23 protein-coding genes are annotated in these 15,760 nt (G+C 53.3%); 11 read left to right on the plus strand and 12 right to left on the minus strand.

Going from position 1 to position 15,760, the window contains the following annotated elements; all coding sequences use genetic code 11:
* Positions 1-25: 25 nt before the first annotated feature.
* The 4 genes from EHV15_RS06825 to EHV15_RS06840 all read right to left on the minus strand — a co-directional run bounded on the left by EHV15_RS06825 (position 26) and on the right by EHV15_RS06840 (position 1,579).
* Positions 26-547, minus strand: coding sequence for an Hsp20/alpha crystallin family protein (locus EHV15_RS06825; protein WP_128630574.1), 522 nt, complete (start codon positions 545-547; stop codon positions 26-28).
* Positions 548-566: 19 nt separating this feature from the next.
* Positions 567-785, minus strand: coding sequence for a hypothetical protein (locus EHV15_RS06830; RefSeq protein WP_128630575.1), 219 nt, complete (start codon positions 783-785; stop codon positions 567-569).
* An 11-nt stretch (positions 786-796) separates the two neighbouring features.
* The gene (locus tag EHV15_RS06835) at positions 797-1,234 is read right to left on the minus strand and encodes a hypothetical protein (protein WP_128630576.1); all 438 of its coding nucleotides are present in this window, start codon (positions 1,232-1,234) and stop codon (positions 797-799) included.
* Positions 1,235-1,330: 96 nt separating this feature from the next.
* On the minus strand, positions 1,331-1,579 hold the full coding sequence (locus EHV15_RS06840) for a hypothetical protein (RefSeq protein WP_128630577.1): 249 nt from the start codon (positions 1,577-1,579) through the stop codon (positions 1,331-1,333).
* Between the two features lie 181 nt (positions 1,580-1,760).
* Between EHV15_RS06840 and EHV15_RS06845 the strand changes: the two genes are divergently transcribed.
* From EHV15_RS06845 to EHV15_RS06860, 4 genes are read left to right on the plus strand one after another with little or no spacing between them, the layout of a single operon-like run.
* A complete protein-coding gene (locus tag EHV15_RS06845) occupies positions 1,761-2,210 on the plus strand; it encodes an Hsp20/alpha crystallin family protein (protein WP_178075784.1) in 450 nt (149 codons plus the stop codon).
* Complete coding sequence (locus tag EHV15_RS06850) at positions 2,211-2,621, plus strand: hypothetical protein (RefSeq protein ID WP_128630579.1); 411 nt, start codon at positions 2,211-2,213, stop codon at positions 2,619-2,621.
* Positions 2,622-2,632: 11 nt separating this feature from the next.
* Positions 2,633-2,836 (plus strand): hypothetical protein, encoded by a 204-nt coding sequence (locus EHV15_RS06855; protein ID WP_128630580.1) that lies wholly within the window; start codon positions 2,633-2,635, stop codon positions 2,834-2,836.
* A gap of 2 nt (positions 2,837-2,838) precedes the next feature.
* Positions 2,839-3,096 (plus strand): hypothetical protein, encoded by a 258-nt coding sequence (locus EHV15_RS06860; RefSeq protein ID WP_128630581.1) that lies wholly within the window; start codon positions 2,839-2,841, stop codon positions 3,094-3,096.
* Positions 3,097-3,148: 52 nt separating this feature from the next.
* Here EHV15_RS06860 and EHV15_RS37170 read toward each other — a convergent pair whose 3' ends face one another.
* On the minus strand, positions 3,149-3,268 hold the full coding sequence (locus EHV15_RS37170) for a sporulation protein YjcZ (protein ID WP_128630582.1): 120 nt from the start codon (positions 3,266-3,268) through the stop codon (positions 3,149-3,151).
* A gap of 40 nt (positions 3,269-3,308) precedes the next feature.
* Complete coding sequence (locus EHV15_RS06870; protein ID WP_128630583.1) at positions 3,309-3,650, minus strand: hypothetical protein; 342 nt, start codon at positions 3,648-3,650, stop codon at positions 3,309-3,311.
* Positions 3,651-3,805: 155 nt separating this feature from the next.
* Between EHV15_RS06870 and EHV15_RS06875 the strand changes: the two genes are divergently transcribed.
* Positions 3,806-4,528, plus strand: a complete 723-nt coding sequence (locus EHV15_RS06875; RefSeq protein WP_128630584.1) for a class I SAM-dependent methyltransferase — start codon at positions 3,806-3,808, stop codon at positions 4,526-4,528.
* A 60-nt stretch (positions 4,529-4,588) separates the two neighbouring features.
* On the opposite strand, the gene EHV15_RS06880 is transcribed toward EHV15_RS06875, so the two are convergent.
* Positions 4,589-6,064 (minus strand): protein adenylyltransferase SelO, encoded by a 1,476-nt coding sequence (locus EHV15_RS06880; protein WP_178075785.1) that lies wholly within the window; start codon positions 6,062-6,064, stop codon positions 4,589-4,591.
* Positions 6,065-6,261: 197 nt separating this feature from the next.
* Here EHV15_RS06880 and EHV15_RS06885 point away from each other — a divergent pair, with 197 nt between their 5' ends.
* Both EHV15_RS06885 and EHV15_RS06890 read left to right on the plus strand, forming a co-directional pair.
* Positions 6,262-6,972, plus strand: a complete 711-nt coding sequence (locus tag EHV15_RS06885; protein WP_246061368.1) for a glycosyltransferase family 2 protein — start codon at positions 6,262-6,264, stop codon at positions 6,970-6,972.
* The gene (locus EHV15_RS06890) at positions 6,972-7,670 is read left to right on the plus strand and encodes a glycosyltransferase family 2 protein (protein ID WP_128630586.1); all 699 of its coding nucleotides are present in this window, start codon (positions 6,972-6,974) and stop codon (positions 7,668-7,670) included. Before EHV15_RS06885 ends, EHV15_RS06890 begins: the two co-directional genes overlap by 1 nt.
* Positions 7,671-7,818: 148 nt before the next feature.
* Here the strand turns inward: EHV15_RS06890 and EHV15_RS06895 are convergent, their stop codons facing one another.
* Positions 7,819-9,354, minus strand: coding sequence for a right-handed parallel beta-helix repeat-containing protein (locus EHV15_RS06895; RefSeq protein WP_178076043.1), 1,536 nt, complete (start codon positions 9,352-9,354; stop codon positions 7,819-7,821).
* A gap of 44 nt (positions 9,355-9,398) precedes the next feature.
* Positions 9,399-9,731, minus strand: a complete 333-nt coding sequence (locus tag EHV15_RS37175; RefSeq protein WP_281281603.1) for a carbohydrate kinase family protein — start codon at positions 9,729-9,731, stop codon at positions 9,399-9,401.
* On the opposite strand from EHV15_RS37175, the gene EHV15_RS37180 reads away from it, so the two are divergent.
* Complete coding sequence (locus tag EHV15_RS37180; RefSeq protein ID WP_246061372.1) at positions 9,693-9,893, plus strand: hypothetical protein; 201 nt, start codon at positions 9,693-9,695, stop codon at positions 9,891-9,893. The two genes, EHV15_RS37175 and EHV15_RS37180, sit on opposite strands and share 39 nt — an antisense overlap.
* Here EHV15_RS37180 and EHV15_RS36365 read toward each other — a convergent pair.
* The 3 genes from EHV15_RS36365 to EHV15_RS06910 all read right to left on the minus strand — a co-directional run bounded on the left by EHV15_RS36365 (position 9,883) and on the right by EHV15_RS06910 (position 12,400).
* The gene (locus tag EHV15_RS36365) at positions 9,883-10,062 is read right to left on the minus strand and encodes a hypothetical protein (protein ID WP_178075786.1); all 180 of its coding nucleotides are present in this window, start codon (positions 10,060-10,062) and stop codon (positions 9,883-9,885) included. The genes EHV15_RS37180 and EHV15_RS36365 overlap by 11 nt on opposite strands.
* A 400-nt stretch (positions 10,063-10,462) precedes the next feature.
* Positions 10,463-11,572 carry an MBL fold metallo-hydrolase gene (locus tag EHV15_RS06905; protein ID WP_128630589.1) on the minus strand — a complete coding sequence of 370 codons (1,110 nt, stop codon included), beginning with the start codon at positions 11,570-11,572 and terminating at the stop codon, positions 10,463-10,465.
* Positions 11,573-11,674: 102 nt separating this feature from the next.
* Positions 11,675-12,400: a MerR family DNA-binding transcriptional regulator gene (locus tag EHV15_RS06910; protein WP_128630590.1), complete on the minus strand. Its 726-nt coding sequence runs from the start codon at positions 12,398-12,400 to the stop codon at positions 11,675-11,677.
* A gap of 149 nt (positions 12,401-12,549) precedes the next feature.
* Here EHV15_RS06910 and EHV15_RS06915 point away from each other — a divergent pair, with 149 nt between their 5' ends.
* The 3 genes from EHV15_RS06915 (at position 12,550) to EHV15_RS38215 (ending at position 15,740) form a co-directional block, all read left to right on the plus strand.
* Positions 12,550-13,440 (plus strand): alpha/beta fold hydrolase, encoded by an 891-nt coding sequence (locus tag EHV15_RS06915; protein ID WP_342773957.1) that lies wholly within the window; start codon positions 12,550-12,552, stop codon positions 13,438-13,440.
* Positions 13,441-13,726: 286 nt separating this feature from the next.
* On the plus strand, positions 13,727-15,625 hold the full coding sequence (locus tag EHV15_RS06920) for a WXG100 family type VII secretion target (protein ID WP_128630592.1): 1,899 nt from the start codon (positions 13,727-13,729) through the stop codon (positions 15,623-15,625).
* Positions 15,609-15,740 carry a hypothetical protein gene (locus tag EHV15_RS38215; protein WP_425464466.1) on the plus strand — a complete coding sequence of 44 codons (132 nt, stop codon included), beginning with the start codon at positions 15,609-15,611 and terminating at the stop codon, positions 15,738-15,740. The genes EHV15_RS06920 and EHV15_RS38215 overlap by 17 nt, the downstream gene beginning before the upstream one ends.
* The last annotated feature ends 20 nt before the right edge of the window (positions 15,741-15,760 follow it).

Consider the following 15,760-nt stretch of genomic DNA (forward strand, 5'->3'; position numbering starts at 1 on the left):
TTAACATAGGCCGACGAAAATGGACTCAACTAAACTTTACGAAAATTTCCCGGTAATGTTCGTCTTCCGCTTCTTTTGGCATTCTGATCTCAAAAACGCCGTCCTTATATACGGCCTTGCTGTCCTCCACCCTGACCCGCCTCGGTAGCGGATTCCGCTCCTCCCCGCCGTCCGGCAGCCGAATCCTTACGTCGCCCGCACCGACCATAACCCCGATGTCCTGCGGATTCACGCCCGCGGGCACGCGAAACCGGGTAATCACCGACTGATGGGTTTCGAAATTTTCAAATTGGATTTTTCCCGCTCCCCACCCCGATACCGAAGCCTCCTTGCCCATACCTGCGAATGAATTCATCGGGTCCGGCAGCGTCTTTTTTAAAATCTCATTTACATACTGGGATATGGACTGGGGATCGGGCGGTACCAGGTTGGAGCCGTTCAGGGCGTTTTGACCTGACAGCGATTTTTGAATGAGGTCGTTTACGTAGCTCGTAAAGCTCTGTTGATTTAGAAACGGGAAATTATCATCAAAAAAAGGTTTATTCACGCCGCTCATCTCCTTTCCGTTAAATTAATCCTTGCTTCCGGAACGTGGTCTGGCAGCCGCACCTCGCGCAGAAGGCCGCGTCCGAATCGTTCACATGAGAGCAGCCTTTATCGATCCGTCCCCCCTCGTCCGAGCAGCGGTTGATCAAGGGCGCCCCGCATCTTTTGCAATATTTGTCCTTGCCGCTGGCTTCATAGAGACAACGCACGCACGTTCGAGTTTCATCTTCCTTGGCCATACGAACCTCCGTTATATGTCCTTGATAGGGGCGTCGACAACATCGCCGTCAAATACATACGATTTGCCGTTTCGGGTAATGTTGATTCCTTTGGAACCGCCTACCCCCGCATTGTTTTTGCTGTGCGAGCTCCAGCCTGTCTGCTCGATTTCCCCCACCGCCAAGGCGGCATTCGTGGCCATGCCGTTGACGTTAATGTCCGCCAGGGAGATGCCGGTCCCGGCATGCGTTCCTTCAGCCGGACTGCCCGCATGATGAATCAAAAACTGATCGGCATCGTCGATCAGCGTATCGATCACGTCATTGTCGATGACAATGCCAACGCAGTGGGAAAGCTCCGCACCAGACAAGCTGCCGAATCCGGCATTCGACTTGCTGTGGGAGCTCCAGCCGTCCGCATGAATGACCGTGCCTATAAATACGCCGGAGTTGGATTCTATGGAGTTCACCGACAATTTATCCAATGAAATCACTGTTCCCAGCGGCGTTATTTTCAGAGAAATCCCCCCATTCCTTCAACTTTAAATACGTGTTTGAACAACCTCTCAAATGGATTGATTTTGGGCAGTGGGTCCCAGGATATCATTGTCGACAATCGGCGCGTCCACGACATCGGGATCCACAATCGTACTGACGAACAAAATGGTGTTGTTTATGCCAAACTGAATCCCCTGTCCGATATTTATCTTGGCGTGAGCCGACCATGTATTTTGCAAGACCTCACCGACGGATATCGAGCTGTTGGTTTTCTGGCCCGCCACGTTGATCGCATTGAAGACAATGGAAACGGCCACTCTAAATCACTCCTTTATTCATCCTATGCAGCCATAAAATGTCCCGATTCCCGGGATGAGCTATGGGCTCGGTTCCGCGCCATCTCCGCCCAGCCTCAACTCATAAAGTGGCCTTGGGAATAATAAGCTTTTAATAAGCTTCATCACCTGAAAGTTGTTGCTCAAAAAAGGGGGAATGGCCATGGAGGTTGACCCTTCGAAGCGGATGCTGCGCAAATTACGCTCGCATATGCACGAAACGGTCGGTGAGACGTTCTGGGAGGATATGTCCGGCTTGATTCCGCCGCTGTTCCCCCGGATGGATATGTATCGTCAAGACGGTCAATTGATCGCCGTCATCGAGCTTCCCGGTGCCGCCTCACCTGACCGGATCAAAATATCGACAAACGGAAAAACCTTGAAAGTTACCGGCGTCATTCCGTACGACTACCCCGTTCATGAAGATCAGCTATTACGATCGGAACGTTCCCTCGGCGGCTTCAACCGGACGGTCTCCCTGCCGGTCGAGGTCGAGCCGGGCAACGCGGAGGCCGTGTTTGAATTCGGACTTCTGACTGCCACATTTCGATGCAAGCCGGACACTCCCGAACAGGACGTTCCTATTTTGCCTAAAAAGGAGGAACAAGCGTAAATGGGCTTCCTCTTCGGACGCAAGCGCACCGGCAAACCGCATCCCCCGGAAGACCTGCTGGCGCGCCTGGAGAAGATGGAGGCCCAACTGAAGGAAATGCCCCATGCAAAGACGGAATATCATATCCGGATCGATCAGGTCCACGTCCATCATCCGGCGCTGGATCAGCTAACGTTTAAATTGGATAGCCTGGATATCGACGAACTCAGCGGTTCCCTGAATCTGGGGAACAATTTTGGGACCGGGGTCCCTCAGCACAAAAAGACGGGCGAGAAGAAACCGGATGAGGTCAAAAGCGCAGGCCAGCCGCAGGGAACGGAGGCAAGAACGGAGGCAAAGGGGGCAAATTCGCGGCAAAGTCCCGATTCCGGGTTTCAACAGACGCCCAGGGGGTTTTCATTTAGAAAATAAGGAGGTTTATGATGAAGCTGCATATTGTCGGAGAGATTCAGGTGGACCGGATTCAACGTTCTTCGGGCGTTTTTGCCGGAGATAACCGGCAGTCGGGATGGAGTTCATCGGCGGTCGACAATCAGGCGGCAGCGGCCTCGCAAGGCCGGGGCAACCGCTTCCAGGGGCTTCACTCGGTGCTGATCGGCCAGCATGTTCCCGGGAAGAAGGTGTAAGCATGGAACTGGTGCTTGCCCCTAATTTCGTCATCGGCCACATCCGGGTGGGAACCGTCGAAGGCTCCTCCTGCATCAATATCGGCAACAACCTGCCGAGCGGATTTACAAGCCACAAGAAACAAAACCAGGGACTTTCCGTCTCCGGAGACTATAATGAATTAAAGGACATCGAATCGCTGCTGGACAATGCGGGCAGCGCCGAGCTGCTGGGGAGCGTATTTGATGAGGACACGGCGGCGCGGGTTTACGCGAAATGACAAAAGAGCCGATTTCGTTTTTGCGAAATCGGCTCTTTTTAGCGGATTGGCATTAGATCCAAGTGCGGAGGACGATAACCAGGAGGATAAACAGAACGAGAATCACGCCCGTGGATGTAAAAAATCCGTGACCTGCACCAACTCCACCGAAAGCTGCATTAGGGAAACCCATGTAATTATTCACCTCCTTTAAAGAATAAACGGCTTAGGCCTCAGATAAAGAGGAACGGCAACAAGAACAAGAGCGAGATGGCCGCCCAGGGGAACCAAAATCCGCCGAAGCCGCCGAATCGTCCAAAGGGTCCGAACCCGAACGGGCCAAAGGCCTTCGTTTTAGCCTTAGCTTTTATATGGCGAAATTGCTTTTTGGCTTTTTTGGACCGATTGGAAAGAACGGAAGCGCCACCTGGCAACGGCCCGTCAAATTGAATCCCGTCCGGGCCGACGGAGCTGATCGTTCCGACAAAACAGTTTCCGTCCCGGAGGACCGCACAGACCTGCTTTCCGATATATGGTCTGCAGCCGTCCTGGGTAATGGGATAGATTTGCTGCAATACATTCTGCCTCCCTTCTCGGTACTCTCGGTTCATCCTATGCTTTCCCCCACCCATGGGATTGGGTCATCCGTCCATATACGGATAACTAATCAGCGGATGCCTATAATTTTTGATGGCCCGGGGCATATGCTACCCTAGAAAGGGCTGATGACATGAATTATCATGAGATGATCGCGGCGATTGGTGAAGGAGCGGCTCATCCGGGAGGATATCAAGGGACACTCGCCTTTCTTGACGAAGTCGACGTCCCCCCGGGACTGCGCGTATTGGAGGTTGGGTGCGGTACCGGCAGAACGGCCTGCTTGCTGGCCCAAAAAGGGGCTAAGGTTACGGCTATGGACCTGAGCTCCACCATGGTAGGCAAAGCCCAAAAACGAGCCGAGATGCAGGAGGTTGACATCGATGTCATCCAAGGGGATGTTTGCTCCATTCCGTTTGAATCGGACAGCTTCGATGTCGTGTTTGCGGAGTCGGTTACGATTTTTACGGATCCCGCGGAAGCATTTCGGGAGTATCATCGCGTATTGCGGACCGGAGGGCGGTTATGGGACCGGGAGCTTTATCAGGCGAAACCTCACCCCGGGCTGTACCCGGAAATGTTCAAGCTGTACGGCAATCCCCAGCTTCCGGAGCTGCATGCATGGCTGGAGCTGATGCGTGCGGCCGGATTCCGGAATGTTAACCCGTGGGAACCCGGGGCTGCGTCCCTGATTCCTGCGGATTCGGACGGGGAATACATCTGCGACCCGTACCAGTTTTTTGATCTCGAAACGCTGCAGGACCCGGACGCACTCGGTTTCTTTGCGCAAAATCATGCTTTTTTGATGGATTTCCATGAACATCTTTCGTTTGGCGTTTTTATGGGAGAAAAATAATTTCAATTGGCGCGGAAAAGGGACCGGAGCTGATCCGATCCCTTATTTTGTCCGATTTCATTACGTGCCGCAGAAGGTCCGATACGGGCAAGCCGCCGGGGCGGGCGGCGCGGCGTATTCGGCCTGTTCCGGAGCGTGCGCGAAAGGATCCGACAGCGCCCCCAGAAACCGTTCCATCACGCTGTAGTCTCCCCGTTCCACCGCAGCCTCCAGCGCTTCTTCCACCCGGTGGTTGCGGGGAATAAGCGCGGGGTTGCTGCGCTGCATCAGCTCATGGGAGGCCGCCTCGGACTCCGGCTGCCTGCCAAGCCGCTCCCGCCACCGCTCCTGCCACCGCGCAAATTCCGGCGCCCCGAACAAAGCCGAATCGTCCGGCCGGTCAAAGGTAAGCCCCAGAAAGGCATTGGTGTAGTCCGCCCGGTGTTCGTGCATCAGTCCGAGCAAATCTTTGATCAAGGTTTCGTCCTGCGCCTCTTCGCCGAACATCCCCAGCTTGGCGCGCATTCCCGCAAGCCAGCGGGATTGGAACAAATCCGTATACTCGGCCAGCGCCCCCTCCGCCAGCTTCACGGCCTCGTCCTCATTTTCGTGAAGGAGGGGCAGCAGGCTTTCCGCAAACCTCGTCAAATTCCAGAGCCCGATGTAAGGCTGATTGCCGTAGGCGTACCGTCCGCCCGTATCGATGGAGCTAAACACCGTCGCCGGGTCGTACACATCCATGAACGCGCAGGGGCCATAATCGATCGTTTCTCCGCTGACGGCCATATTATCGGTATTCATGACACCGTGAATAAAGCCGATCAGCTGCCAGCGGGCAATCAGGGAAGCCTGGCGTCCGATCACCGCTTGAAGCAGCGCCAGATAGGGGTTCTCCGCTTCGAGCGCTTCCGGGTAATGACGTTTTATCGTATAGTCCGCCAGAGCTCGAAGCTCCTCCCCGCTGCCGAAATTTGCGGCGTATTGGAACGTGCCGACCCGGATATGGCTGGCCGCGGTCCGGGTCATCACCGCGCCCGGCAGCTCCGTTTCACGGTACACGGGCTCCCCGGTGGTCACCACCGCCAGGCAGCGGGTGGTCGGAATCCCCAGCGCGTGCATCGCTTCGCTGATGATATATTCGCGCAGCATCGGCCCCAGCGCGGCCCGGCCGTCCCCGCCCCGGGAATAAGGGGTCCGGCCGGAGCCTTTGAGCTGGATATCCCAGCGCCCCCCGGAGGGGGCGATCTGCTCGCCGACGAGCAAAGCCCGGCCGTCCCCGAGCATCGTGAAGTGTCCGAATTGATGTCCGGCATAAGCCTGCGCCAGCGGGAAGGTTCCTTCCGGCACCCGGTTTCCGGCAAACACCGCGACATTTTCTTCGCTGCGCAGCGCCTCAGGGTTTAACCCCAGTTCCCCGGCCAGCGGCTCGTTCAAAACGGTCAGCTTCGGCAGACGGACGGGATTCGGGTCGATCCGCGAATAAAAGATGTCCGGCAATGCCGCATAGCTGTTATCGAAGTTCCATCCTGTGGTAAGAACGGTTGTTTTCGTCATCATAAGTGTCTCCCTGCTCTAAACGATGGTTTGATTTATTATACACAATTTTAGGCCCACGCCATTCGTCCGTCCCCAAGGGTATTCAGACCGTTGTCCCCCACGGTGTGGATATGCCGTTACCGTTATATGCCTCGTACATATTGTAAGAGTGAGATATGGACTTGATGAATCAAATTACGGATAAGGGGAGTGATGAAATGGAGCAAGGAGTTTCCATTATCACCTGCACAAACCGTCGAAGCTATATCAACAACCTGTTCAACAACTTTACCCGGCAGCGCCATCCCGAAAAAGAGCTGATCATCGTCGTAAATAACGATAAAATTCCGCTTGAACCTTATTTAAACATGGCAAAGCGATATCAAAACGTTTACGTCTACCGCTTGCCGGGGCATTTCTCGCTCGGCGCTTGTTTAAATTACGCCGTCAAGAAAACAAAACACCGCTACATTGCCAAGTTCGACGATGACGACTACTATGCTCCTTATTATTTGACCTCCAGTTTGCTGGTCTTTCGAAGAACCGGTGCCCACGTCATCGGAAAGCGGGCGCATTATATGTATTTACGCGGATCGAAGACGCTGATCCTTCGTTTTCCGCGGGATGAAAACCGGCCCGTCACCAAAATTCCGGGCGCTACCCTTGTTTTCAAGCGGGAGGTATTAAGCCGGGTACAGTTCCCCAATCAAAACGTGGGGGAAGATGATCTTTTTTGCCTGCGCTGCAAACGGCGAGGATACAAAGTTTATTCCGGAGAGAAAACGAATTTTGTGGCGATCCGCCGCAAAAACTCGTCCAACCATACGTGGATCATCAGCGATAAAAAGCTGATCGCTCATCATAAAAAGATCCCGAACGTGAAGAATTACAAAAAATTTGTACAAAGCAAACCGAAGGGAGTCCGGTAATGTCAGAGGCGGTTTCCATCATTACTTGCACCAAACGGCGGCGCTTCATGAACGCATTATTCCGTAACTACAACAGGCAAAATTATAAGCGCAAAGAGCTTATCGTGATTTTAAATCATAAAAACCTCAAGCTGCACGAGTATATTCGAGCGGCAAAACCATTTCAGAACGTAAAAATATACAGCTTGCCGGATAACGTCCCACTGGGTCAATGCCTGAATTATGGCGTTAAACGCGCCAAACACTCACTTATCGCAAAATTTGATGACGACGATTATTACGCTCCCAATTATCTACCCGAAAGCATACAAGCCATGCAAAAGACAAACGCGGATATTGTAGGGAAACGAGCCCACTATATGCAATTGATCGGCAATAAGCAACTGCTGCTGCGTTATCCTGGCCAGGCCAAAAAATACGTTCCTCTTGTTCAAGGCGCCACTCTTCTCGTGAAACGGCAGGTGTTTAACAAGGTTAGTTTCCCGGCCCGAAACCGGAGGGAATGCGTAAAATTTTGCGCCGCTTGCCGGGCAAAAGGCTTTAAAATCTACGCGGGAAGCCCCTCTAACTTCATGGCCGTACGCAGAAGCAACTCCCAAGATCATACCTGGATCGTAAGCGATAAATCCCTCTTAACCAAAAATGTTAAATTGCTGAAAGTGAAAAACATGCGGAAATTTGTAAGCCAGCCGGTGTGATCCCGCTGAACAACTTTTCCCCGCGATTATAGAATTGTTCAGCTTCACTGATTTTTATCGTTGCCAACCCCATGTCTAAATTAAACAAAAGCCCTCTTGAGTCAGAGGGCTTTTGCGGCAATCCGATAGAATTGTGCTAAAATAAAGTTTACTCGTCGGCGCCGATATTCACGGCGCTGCCTTTTACGCGGGGCTCCCCGTCAATATCCTCGGTTCCGATGATGGCGGTGTCCGTGTTCCCGGCATCGATCGCCGGAGACGATGACTGCAGGTGGAAGTCGCCGTTCGCGGCGTTCACGAATTTAGGATCGGCAAACAGCGAATGCGCATCATTGCCGGTTCCCTTTTGGTACGAGGAGAATCCCGTATATTCTTTATTTTTCCAGGTCCAGGTGGCATCCGAGCTGCCGCCCGGAGCAAAATACAAATTGTAATCCACCACGTTGCCGGAGTTTTTGGTATATTCATTGTAGAACAAAACATCCGTGGAGTTGGCCACGAAAATATTGTTTTTGATCACGTTGTTTTGCGTATCGTACTGCACAAGAAGCTGGCCGTTATAATCGTTCAAAGTATCGTTTTTGTACACCGTATTGTTCACGATCTTGCAGTTTACCGTCGAGCCGCGCTCATCATCGTAACCGCCCATGGCGATGCCGGTCAGCCGGTTGTTATAGATCACGTTGCTGCGCACTGTAATATTGCTGGTGGATTTGCCGGCATGTTCGGAGGCGATTTCGAGGCCGATGTCGTTGCTGTAGCTGTAGTTCTGCTCGATAATGCTGTCCTTGCCGCCATCCACATAAATGCCGCCCGCCGAGTTGTCGTCTTTCCCGTAAGACGGGTTATTTTTGACGGAATTGTTGTACACCCGGTTGCCTTTCACGAGCCCGTTTCGCGCCTGATCGTAAGCGGTCTTCGGGGCGGTTCCTTCAAAGCCGATCAGATCGATCCCGATGTTGTCATTATCGTGAACGAGGTTGCCGGTCACCGCAAAACCGTCTACGTTGCCGTTTAGAACAAGCGCTTCGCTGGAGCCCAGCACGAGATTGTACAGCTCATTGCCGCTGATCGTAAGATCGTGAATCGAATCGGGAGCTTTTGTGCCATAAACCGCAATGCCGTGGGCGTCCCGGCCCAGCCGGTCGCTGCCGCTCGGGGTAGCCGTGTTTTTGATGTCATGGACTTTGTTGTTGGACAGATTGATGAAGCCGCCCGCGCCATGGATATAAATGCCTACAGGCACCGCGTTCTTGGATGCCGTGGTAAACCCGCGGACTTCAAACCCCTGAACGGTAACATAATCGACATTCTCCAGCTCGATCAGCCCTTCGCTCCCGCTGACCGAAAGTCCGGTGCCGTCAATGATGGGGGTCTCGTTGCCATAGTTGGTGAACACAATGGGACCCTGGGAAGCGGAGCCGGAACGGGTGATCTTCAGCTTCTGATTGTACACGCCGCCCCGGACGTAAACCGTGCTGCCCGCAGGGGCCACGTCGGCCGCGTGCTGCAGCGTCTTCCACGGCGCGCCGCTCGTTCCCGCGTTGGAGTCACTGCCGCTCGTCGCCACATAATATTCCGTACCGGCTGCGGAGGCAGCGGGGGGCTGCATATTTCCGGCAACCAAACCAAGACCTAAAACCACACCCAAACTCGCCAGTAATATTTTACTAAGTTTCATTATAATTCCTCATCCCCCTTTGTTTGGTATAGTCATTGTACCATAAATTACCGAGCCTGTCCTGCTTGCAAACGGAGGACGGCCTCCACGGTCGGCAGGCTCCCGGTGCCGCCAATACCAAACGTCGACAGCGCCCCGCACACGTTGGCGAATCGCAGCAGCTCCTCGCCGCGGCGGCCGAGCAGATAGCCGTAAATGATCCCCGCGTTAAAACAATCGCCCGCTCCCGTCGTATCCACCGGAGTCACTGCGTAAGGCCCGGCCGAGATCACGCTTCCGTCAGGCTGGCGCAGCGACGCGCCTCTGGAGCCCTGCTTGATATCAAAGAGCGCGAAGCCACTGTGATCGCGTTTGCGGATCGGGCGAAGGCGGTGCCGCATGATATCGTCGACCTCGCGATCACGACGGAGCGGCCGCTGGACGCGGCGGTGCGGGGCATTCCGTTCATCTTTATCCCGCAAATCGCCGCTCTGGCCAACGCCGAACGCCACGGCATCAACCCGGATCAGCCCAACGGGCTGGTGGCCTGGGTTAAGCTGTAAGCGGAAGCGGCACCGCATGCCGTATGGTATGGGCCGGGACCGAGTGGTTCCGGTCCTTTTGGTTGATGATTCGGGTCCTTTTGGCCAGCCAGTCTGTACTTTTGACTTGCGAGAAAGTCGCGGCGCCCGGGATAATCGGGTCGCGGCCTTTCATGGCTTGCCATAACACTATCAATCCCGCTATTCCGGAAATAACGGTAATTTATGTCGCTATTGGGCTGGAGCTCCCCTCTATTCTCCAAATAGCGGACATTTATGTACCTATTTCCCCCGAGGCCCTGGAAAAACCGGCTTTGGATCACCCTCCTACTGAAATAACGACCAAAAAGTCCTCTATTGGATCCGGTTTCCGCTCGATGACGAAAATAGCGCCGAAAAAGGGCGCTATTTTCGCGGCACTGAGGGTACTGAGCGCACTATGGCGGCACTTAGGCGGTACTATGGCGGCAACGGGCAGCACTCTGCCCGCACAAAAAAGCTTTTCCGCAAGGGGGCGCGGATTTAAATCTTGACCGTCCTCATCCTCCCGGAAAAGCTCCTGTTTATGCGTCCGCCTCTGCCCGCCCTCGCTACTTCCACCACGCCTCGGCCGGGTATCCGGATGCACCTATCTTGACGGGCTCCCCGATTTTCGGCGTTGTGATTGGGACGCCCTGCCGCCCCGCCTCTTCGGTCAGGCGGCGGACCGGATCATACCAGCTGTGCATCGCCAGCGTAAACGCGGCCCAATGCACCGGAAGCAGCACGTTCCCCTTGACGTCCAGATGGGCCCGCACCGTCTGCTCGGGAAACAGATGGACGTCGATCCACCGGTCATCATATTGGCCGCACTCCATTAAGGTGAGGTCAAACGGACCGTATTTTTCGCCGATCTCCTTGAAATGGGGCCCGTACCCGCTGTCCCCGCAGTAGTACACCCTTGTCTCCGGCGTCGTGATGACCCACGAACACCATAGTCCGCCGTCGCGGCTAAACAACCCCCTGCCGGAAAAATGACGGGCCGGCGTGCAGGCCAGCCGAACGCCTTGAAACTCCAGCTCATCCCACCAGTCGTGTTCGCTGATCCGCTCGGGCTCGACGCCCCACCGCTCCAGATGGCAGCGAACGCCGAGCGGCACGATAAACCGCTTCACCCGGTCCTTCAGCTGCTTGATCGTGCCGTAGTCGAGATGATCGTAATGATCATGCGACAAAACAATGGCGTCGATCGCCGGAAGCTCGTCCAGGCCGCCGAACGGCAGCTCTTGGTTGTATCTTTTTTCGCCCATTCCCTTGATCGGAAAAGAAGAGAGACCAAACATCGGGTCCAGCAGCATCCGCGTTCCCCCGATTTGCAGCAGCAGGGCCGAATGGCCAAACCAGATGACCGTATCCTCCTTGATCCCTTCGATCGCCTGCCGATTCAGCTTGACCTGCGGCAGGGGCCGGTCAGGTCTGAGATGAGGTTTGCGTTGCAGGTATTCGCGCAGCACTGTAAAAAGACTGCCGGGCAACGGCGCCATCAACTGCGTGTGCAGGGGATTCTCGAACTTTTTTCCGTTATAATTCGGAGATTGCCGGTAGCGTTTCACCTCTGCGGGCGACGGCTTTCCGCCAAAGGGCGGATACAGCTTCATAAACAAATCGAAGCCGACGGCGAGGAGCACCACGATGCAAATGAGGGTAAAGAAAACAAGCATAAGCTTGTACCTCCTTCTTTTTTTAGCGGCTGATGAGAGAGAGATTTGTTGCCGGACTTGAGCTAACCGGAAGGGCTGCTGAAAACGTCATTTCGGGAGAGGTCAAGTTTGCCGGGACGGGGCTTGCTCGCGATAAAGACTTACATATTTCATCAATTCGGCAATGCCTTGGAATCGTATTGAAATTTGATGATTTAATTTTTGCAGGGCCAGTTGAAAAGACCGCTCCACTTTCGTGAAGTGCTGTGTTTCCAGCTCATTTAGCAACTGTTTCATATTTTCGATGTAATAGATCGTTTTTCGCAGGCTGCTGATCACAATGATCTTTTTCAGTTCGGATACGGTGTACATTCTGTACCCGTTCTCCCGATCTCTCTCCGATTTGATCAGCCCTTCCTTTTCCCAGTGCCGGATCGCCGAAGGATTGACGCTGGCCAACGCGGCCACTTCTCCAATTTTCATCGCCTCCGCGACCTTGACGTTGCGGTATTTGGAGAAATCCGCATTTCTGATCATCGTTAAAATTTCCTCCACTCTCTGCTTCTCTTCCTGCATGTTGTGCAGTTGCCGGTTGATTAACCAGAAAGCCTGCGCCGTGTCCCCTTTTTTAATATTTCGCATCGCCTCATAGACCACCGGAATGTCATACCCTTGAAGCAGCGTTCGGATAACGATAAAAGCCTGCACGTGGACGGTCCGGTAGCATCTGCGGTTGCTGGCCGTTCTATGGACATCCGGAATCAGACCCTGTTCCTCGTATCTTCGCAAAGTTGTGGTGCTGATGTTTAACATTTTTGCTATTTGTTTCGGTGTATATACTTCGTTCATTCTTGCACCCCAGTTCAGAGATTAAAGTTAAACCCTAAAGTGCTGCGTTAATATTGACCATTAATATAACACGAATACCAAAGCATGATGAGCGGCAAAGCGAAAGATTGCATGAATGTTATACGATGATAATATAACCGCCCTAAGGAGTGATTTGGTTGAAAAAAACGATAACCCTGCCCGACAACTCGGTCATCGAAGCGGGGCTTGCCGGACTGTTCAATTCTAAAACGATCATGCTGCCCGTCGCCAAAAAACCGGTATACGGCCAGGAGGCCGAAAGTTTAAAGCAGTGGGGCGTTGACCCGGAGTCAGGAAAGCACTTGGTGGAAGGACTCGCCGACCGGTTTCAGGTGTTATTTTTCGATTATGAAGGGCACTTGTTTCAAAATCCCGTTCCGGACGACCTCACGCCGGAGCACATCGTGAACGATTTCCTGCATATCGCGGATCAAATGAACATTCGGCAGTTTAGCTACTACGGATATTCCTGGCTGGCGCTTGCGGGATTGCAACTGGCGATCAGGTCGGATCGGTTGGAAAGCTTGATCATGGGCGGCTATCCGCCTTATGAAGGGCCGTACCGTGAAATGCTGGTCGTCACCGAAAAAACATATCAGCAAGCGCTGCACCAAAAGCAAAATGCACTTCCCCAACAAGCGGCCCCCGAAAATCCGGCGGATTTCGATTGGGATAACGTCACCGTCACGATCGATCCGTTCGTAACCAAGCAATTCATGACGTTGTACCAAAGCTTGATGGACTTTGACGACCGAAGCGTTCTGGACAAACTGGCGATTCCCAAGCTCGCTTTTGCCGGGGAACGGGACACGATCGTTTATGGCGAAAGCTTCGGCAGTGTTACGGTGGACATCGTCGGGCGTTTGAAAAAGAACCAGAGTCTGTTGGGGCAAGCGGGGTGGGATGTTGAAATTATGCCGGGGAGCGGCATGGATCATACGAAAGCGATGCAGCCTGACGTGGTGTTGCCCGTGATCAAGCCTTGGCTTGTGGAAAAATTGTTGGGTGAAAGGCGCTGATTTGCGGATTCCGGTGAGGAAAAGACAGGGCCGTGAACGTCTCGTTCGCGGTCCTGTTCGCTGTTAGTTGGCTGTTTGTCGGTTGTTTGTCGGCTGTTAGTCGGTTGGATAGCCTGCGGTTGGACCGTCGCCGTGTTAAGCCGCAATAATGGGACTTTCGTATAACGAAATTTGTACGATGTATCTATTGTTCGGCCTGGTTCATATTGGTAGAATACCCGTGAATATATTGGGTGGCGGTAAATTTTACCGAGTACCTACGTCCACCTAAAGGCGGAGATCAAGCATGTTGCAACAGGTAAATCCCGATCAAGTCGAGCGGCTATCGCGCCAGTTAGATCGGTTAAGACAGACCTTTGAAGAGACGAACGCCGGGATGTACCGGGAACTGAATCGACTAATCGGCAGTGTAGAATCGGCTTATCATGAAAATAACGTGTGCTCGGCGGCTCGGGCGGCAAGGGATCAGCTGCAAAAAATCATGTCGCTGTCGATGCAGTTGGACGATCATATGAGGGGTAAAGCGAAAGCTCTGACGATGGCCGCCGGTCAATATCGGCAAACCGAAAAAGAGATGCTGGCGTTAACCCGGGCCAAGAAACCGCCGGTGTTTACTCTAAAAGGGCTGCTCCAGCGCGGGTTGAACCGGTTTACAGTCACTACGGCAGGAAATGGCGTGGGTTCGCACGAAGTTGTGTCGGCGCCTCCCTCTATCCTGCAACTGATCAAAGAGTCTTTGCTGAAGATTCAGGAATGGTCGCTCGAAAGCCGTCTCGCCCCGGTCAAAGAAGATGCGCGGATCGCTGCTCTTTTGGCTAGCTTGGACACCGGAAGCGCAGAGGAGCAGTTGAACGCAAGAAGAGAACTTGAGATTATCGCGAAAAGTTTTGAAGAAATCGCCCGCAGCCAGGCGGCCTACCGGTTTTATCAGATATACGGTAATCGTCCGTACATGGAGCAGGCCCATCAAGAGGCTGAGAAGTATCGCAAGGTGTTGGCCGATTTGGGCGTATCGCAGGAGTGGTTCAAGGAAGAAGTCAGTTTAGCGGAGTTCCGAAAAGGCTCGCCTTTGGACGCCTGTGCGTACAATCCGCTCAAGCAGGACGGATCCCCGATGCCGAAGGAAAGCGAACTGCGGCTTGTCATCGCAGCCGGAATGCTGAACGCCATGTACCGGGAATGGGCGCGGAGCCACTACAATCAAATCGAAGCCGCTGTACTTAAGGCCGCCGAGCTAAGACGAAATCTCCGGTCACAACTCGATACGTATAACCGCGAGGTGCCTGAGAAAGACATCCGCACGATGCAGCAATACTTGAAAGGCATGAACATCTATCACGGCGAAGTCACCGGAAAGTACAATGAGGAATTTTTGATCGCGGTCGCGGGCTACCAGCACATTGCGAATACCGTCAGTTCCGTGGCCGCGGTGCGCCGGGACATGTTCGGCCTGGACGGCTACCAATTTGAAGTGGACGGCAAAATCACTAAAGAACTGCTGGATTTGGCCGTTGCCGAGCAGGGGCTGGGCATCCGCAACAATCCGGACCTAGACACCCGCGGAATGAGCGTTGCCTTCACGACGGTGGGCGTTGGGGAGGGCATCGTCAAGCAACCTGGTGCAGATGCCAAAGATTTTATTGAGTACGCAATAAGCGTTCAGCCAACCAGCCTGCAGTTCTGGACAGAAACTATCCCGGGATATTACGATTTGGGTAAAGCGATCGCCGGCGGCGAGATCACCTACGATGACATCAAAAATGCAATCGGCGAAGGGTTAGCCCAAGAATTCGTCGTCCCTTTTGAACAAATCAATGAGTTATCCGACAAAATCTTCAGCGGCAAAGCCACCTACGAAGAGAGCGTAACCTATGGCCGGGCTTTGACCAAAGCCGTCATGGCGCTGACGCTGGTGAACGGCGCAGTCAAATCCGGGGCCAAGCTTTCGGCGAAGACGTCGAAGAAGCTGGCTGAGTTGTTGCCGAAGATTAAACCTACTCGAACCCCTGTAGCTTCCACTCCCGAAGGGAGTATATTTCCTATCACCGGGCCCGGTCCTAACGACATCCCGCCCCTCTCTAAAAATGAGCGGCAGAAGAATTTTATTCAGTTTTATGAGGAAAAAAATCGGAGACTAGATTATCACGAAAAAGCAGGCCGACAGAGTTATACTAAACTTAAGTGATTGGAAAGGAAATACAGACTCTATAGTAGGACAATTACGTAATTATCCCATAGAGGGCTTGAAAGAAGTTATTGTAATAACAAATGGAGAGCAGGTTATTTCTATTTATCCTTAATGATCAAAGGAGTTATGAAT

Source organism: Paenibacillus oralis, assembly GCF_003863965.1.
GTDB lineage: Bacteria > Bacillota > Bacilli > Paenibacillales > Paenibacillaceae > Fontibacillus > Fontibacillus oralis.

Excerpts from the sequence above, each read along its gene's own strand:
- EHV15_RS06830 (WP_128630575.1), bottom strand. The coding sequence starts at position 785 with ATGGCCAAGGAAGATGAAACTCGAACGTGCGTGCGTTGTCTCTATGAA.
- EHV15_RS06845 (WP_178075784.1), top strand. The coding sequence starts at position 1,761 with ATGGAGGTTGACCCTTCGAAGCGGATGCTGCGCAAATTACGCTCGCAT.
- EHV15_RS06850 (WP_128630579.1), top strand. The coding sequence starts at position 2,211 with ATGGGCTTCCTCTTCGGACGCAAGCGCACCGGCAAACCGCATCCCCCG.
- EHV15_RS06855 (WP_128630580.1), top strand. The coding sequence starts at position 2,633 with ATGAAGCTGCATATTGTCGGAGAGATTCAGGTGGACCGGATTCAACGT.
- EHV15_RS06860 (WP_128630581.1), top strand. The coding sequence starts at position 2,839 with ATGGAACTGGTGCTTGCCCCTAATTTCGTCATCGGCCACATCCGGGTG.
- EHV15_RS37170 (WP_128630582.1), bottom strand. The coding sequence starts at position 3,268 with ATGGGTTTCCCTAATGCAGCTTTCGGTGGAGTTGGTGCAGGTCACGGA.
- EHV15_RS06875 (WP_128630584.1), top strand. The coding sequence starts at position 3,806 with ATGAATTATCATGAGATGATCGCGGCGATTGGTGAAGGAGCGGCTCAT.
- EHV15_RS06880 (WP_178075785.1), bottom strand. The coding sequence starts at position 6,064 with ATGATGACGAAAACAACCGTTCTTACCACAGGATGGAACTTCGATAAC.
- EHV15_RS06885 (WP_246061368.1), top strand. The coding sequence starts at position 6,262 with ATGGAGCAAGGAGTTTCCATTATCACCTGCACAAACCGTCGAAGCTAT.
- EHV15_RS06890 (WP_128630586.1), top strand. The coding sequence starts at position 6,972 with ATGTCAGAGGCGGTTTCCATCATTACTTGCACCAAACGGCGGCGCTTC.
- EHV15_RS37175 (WP_281281603.1), bottom strand. The coding sequence starts at position 9,731 with ATGCGGCACCGCCTTCGCCCGATCCGCAAACGCGATCACAGTGGCTTC.
- EHV15_RS06905 (WP_128630589.1), bottom strand. The coding sequence starts at position 11,572 with ATGCTTGTTTTCTTTACCCTCATTTGCATCGTGGTGCTCCTCGCCGTC.
- EHV15_RS06910 (WP_128630590.1), bottom strand. The coding sequence starts at position 12,400 with ATGAACGAAGTATATACACCGAAACAAATAGCAAAAATGTTAAACATC.
- EHV15_RS06920 (WP_128630592.1), top strand. The coding sequence starts at position 13,727 with ATGTTGCAACAGGTAAATCCCGATCAAGTCGAGCGGCTATCGCGCCAG.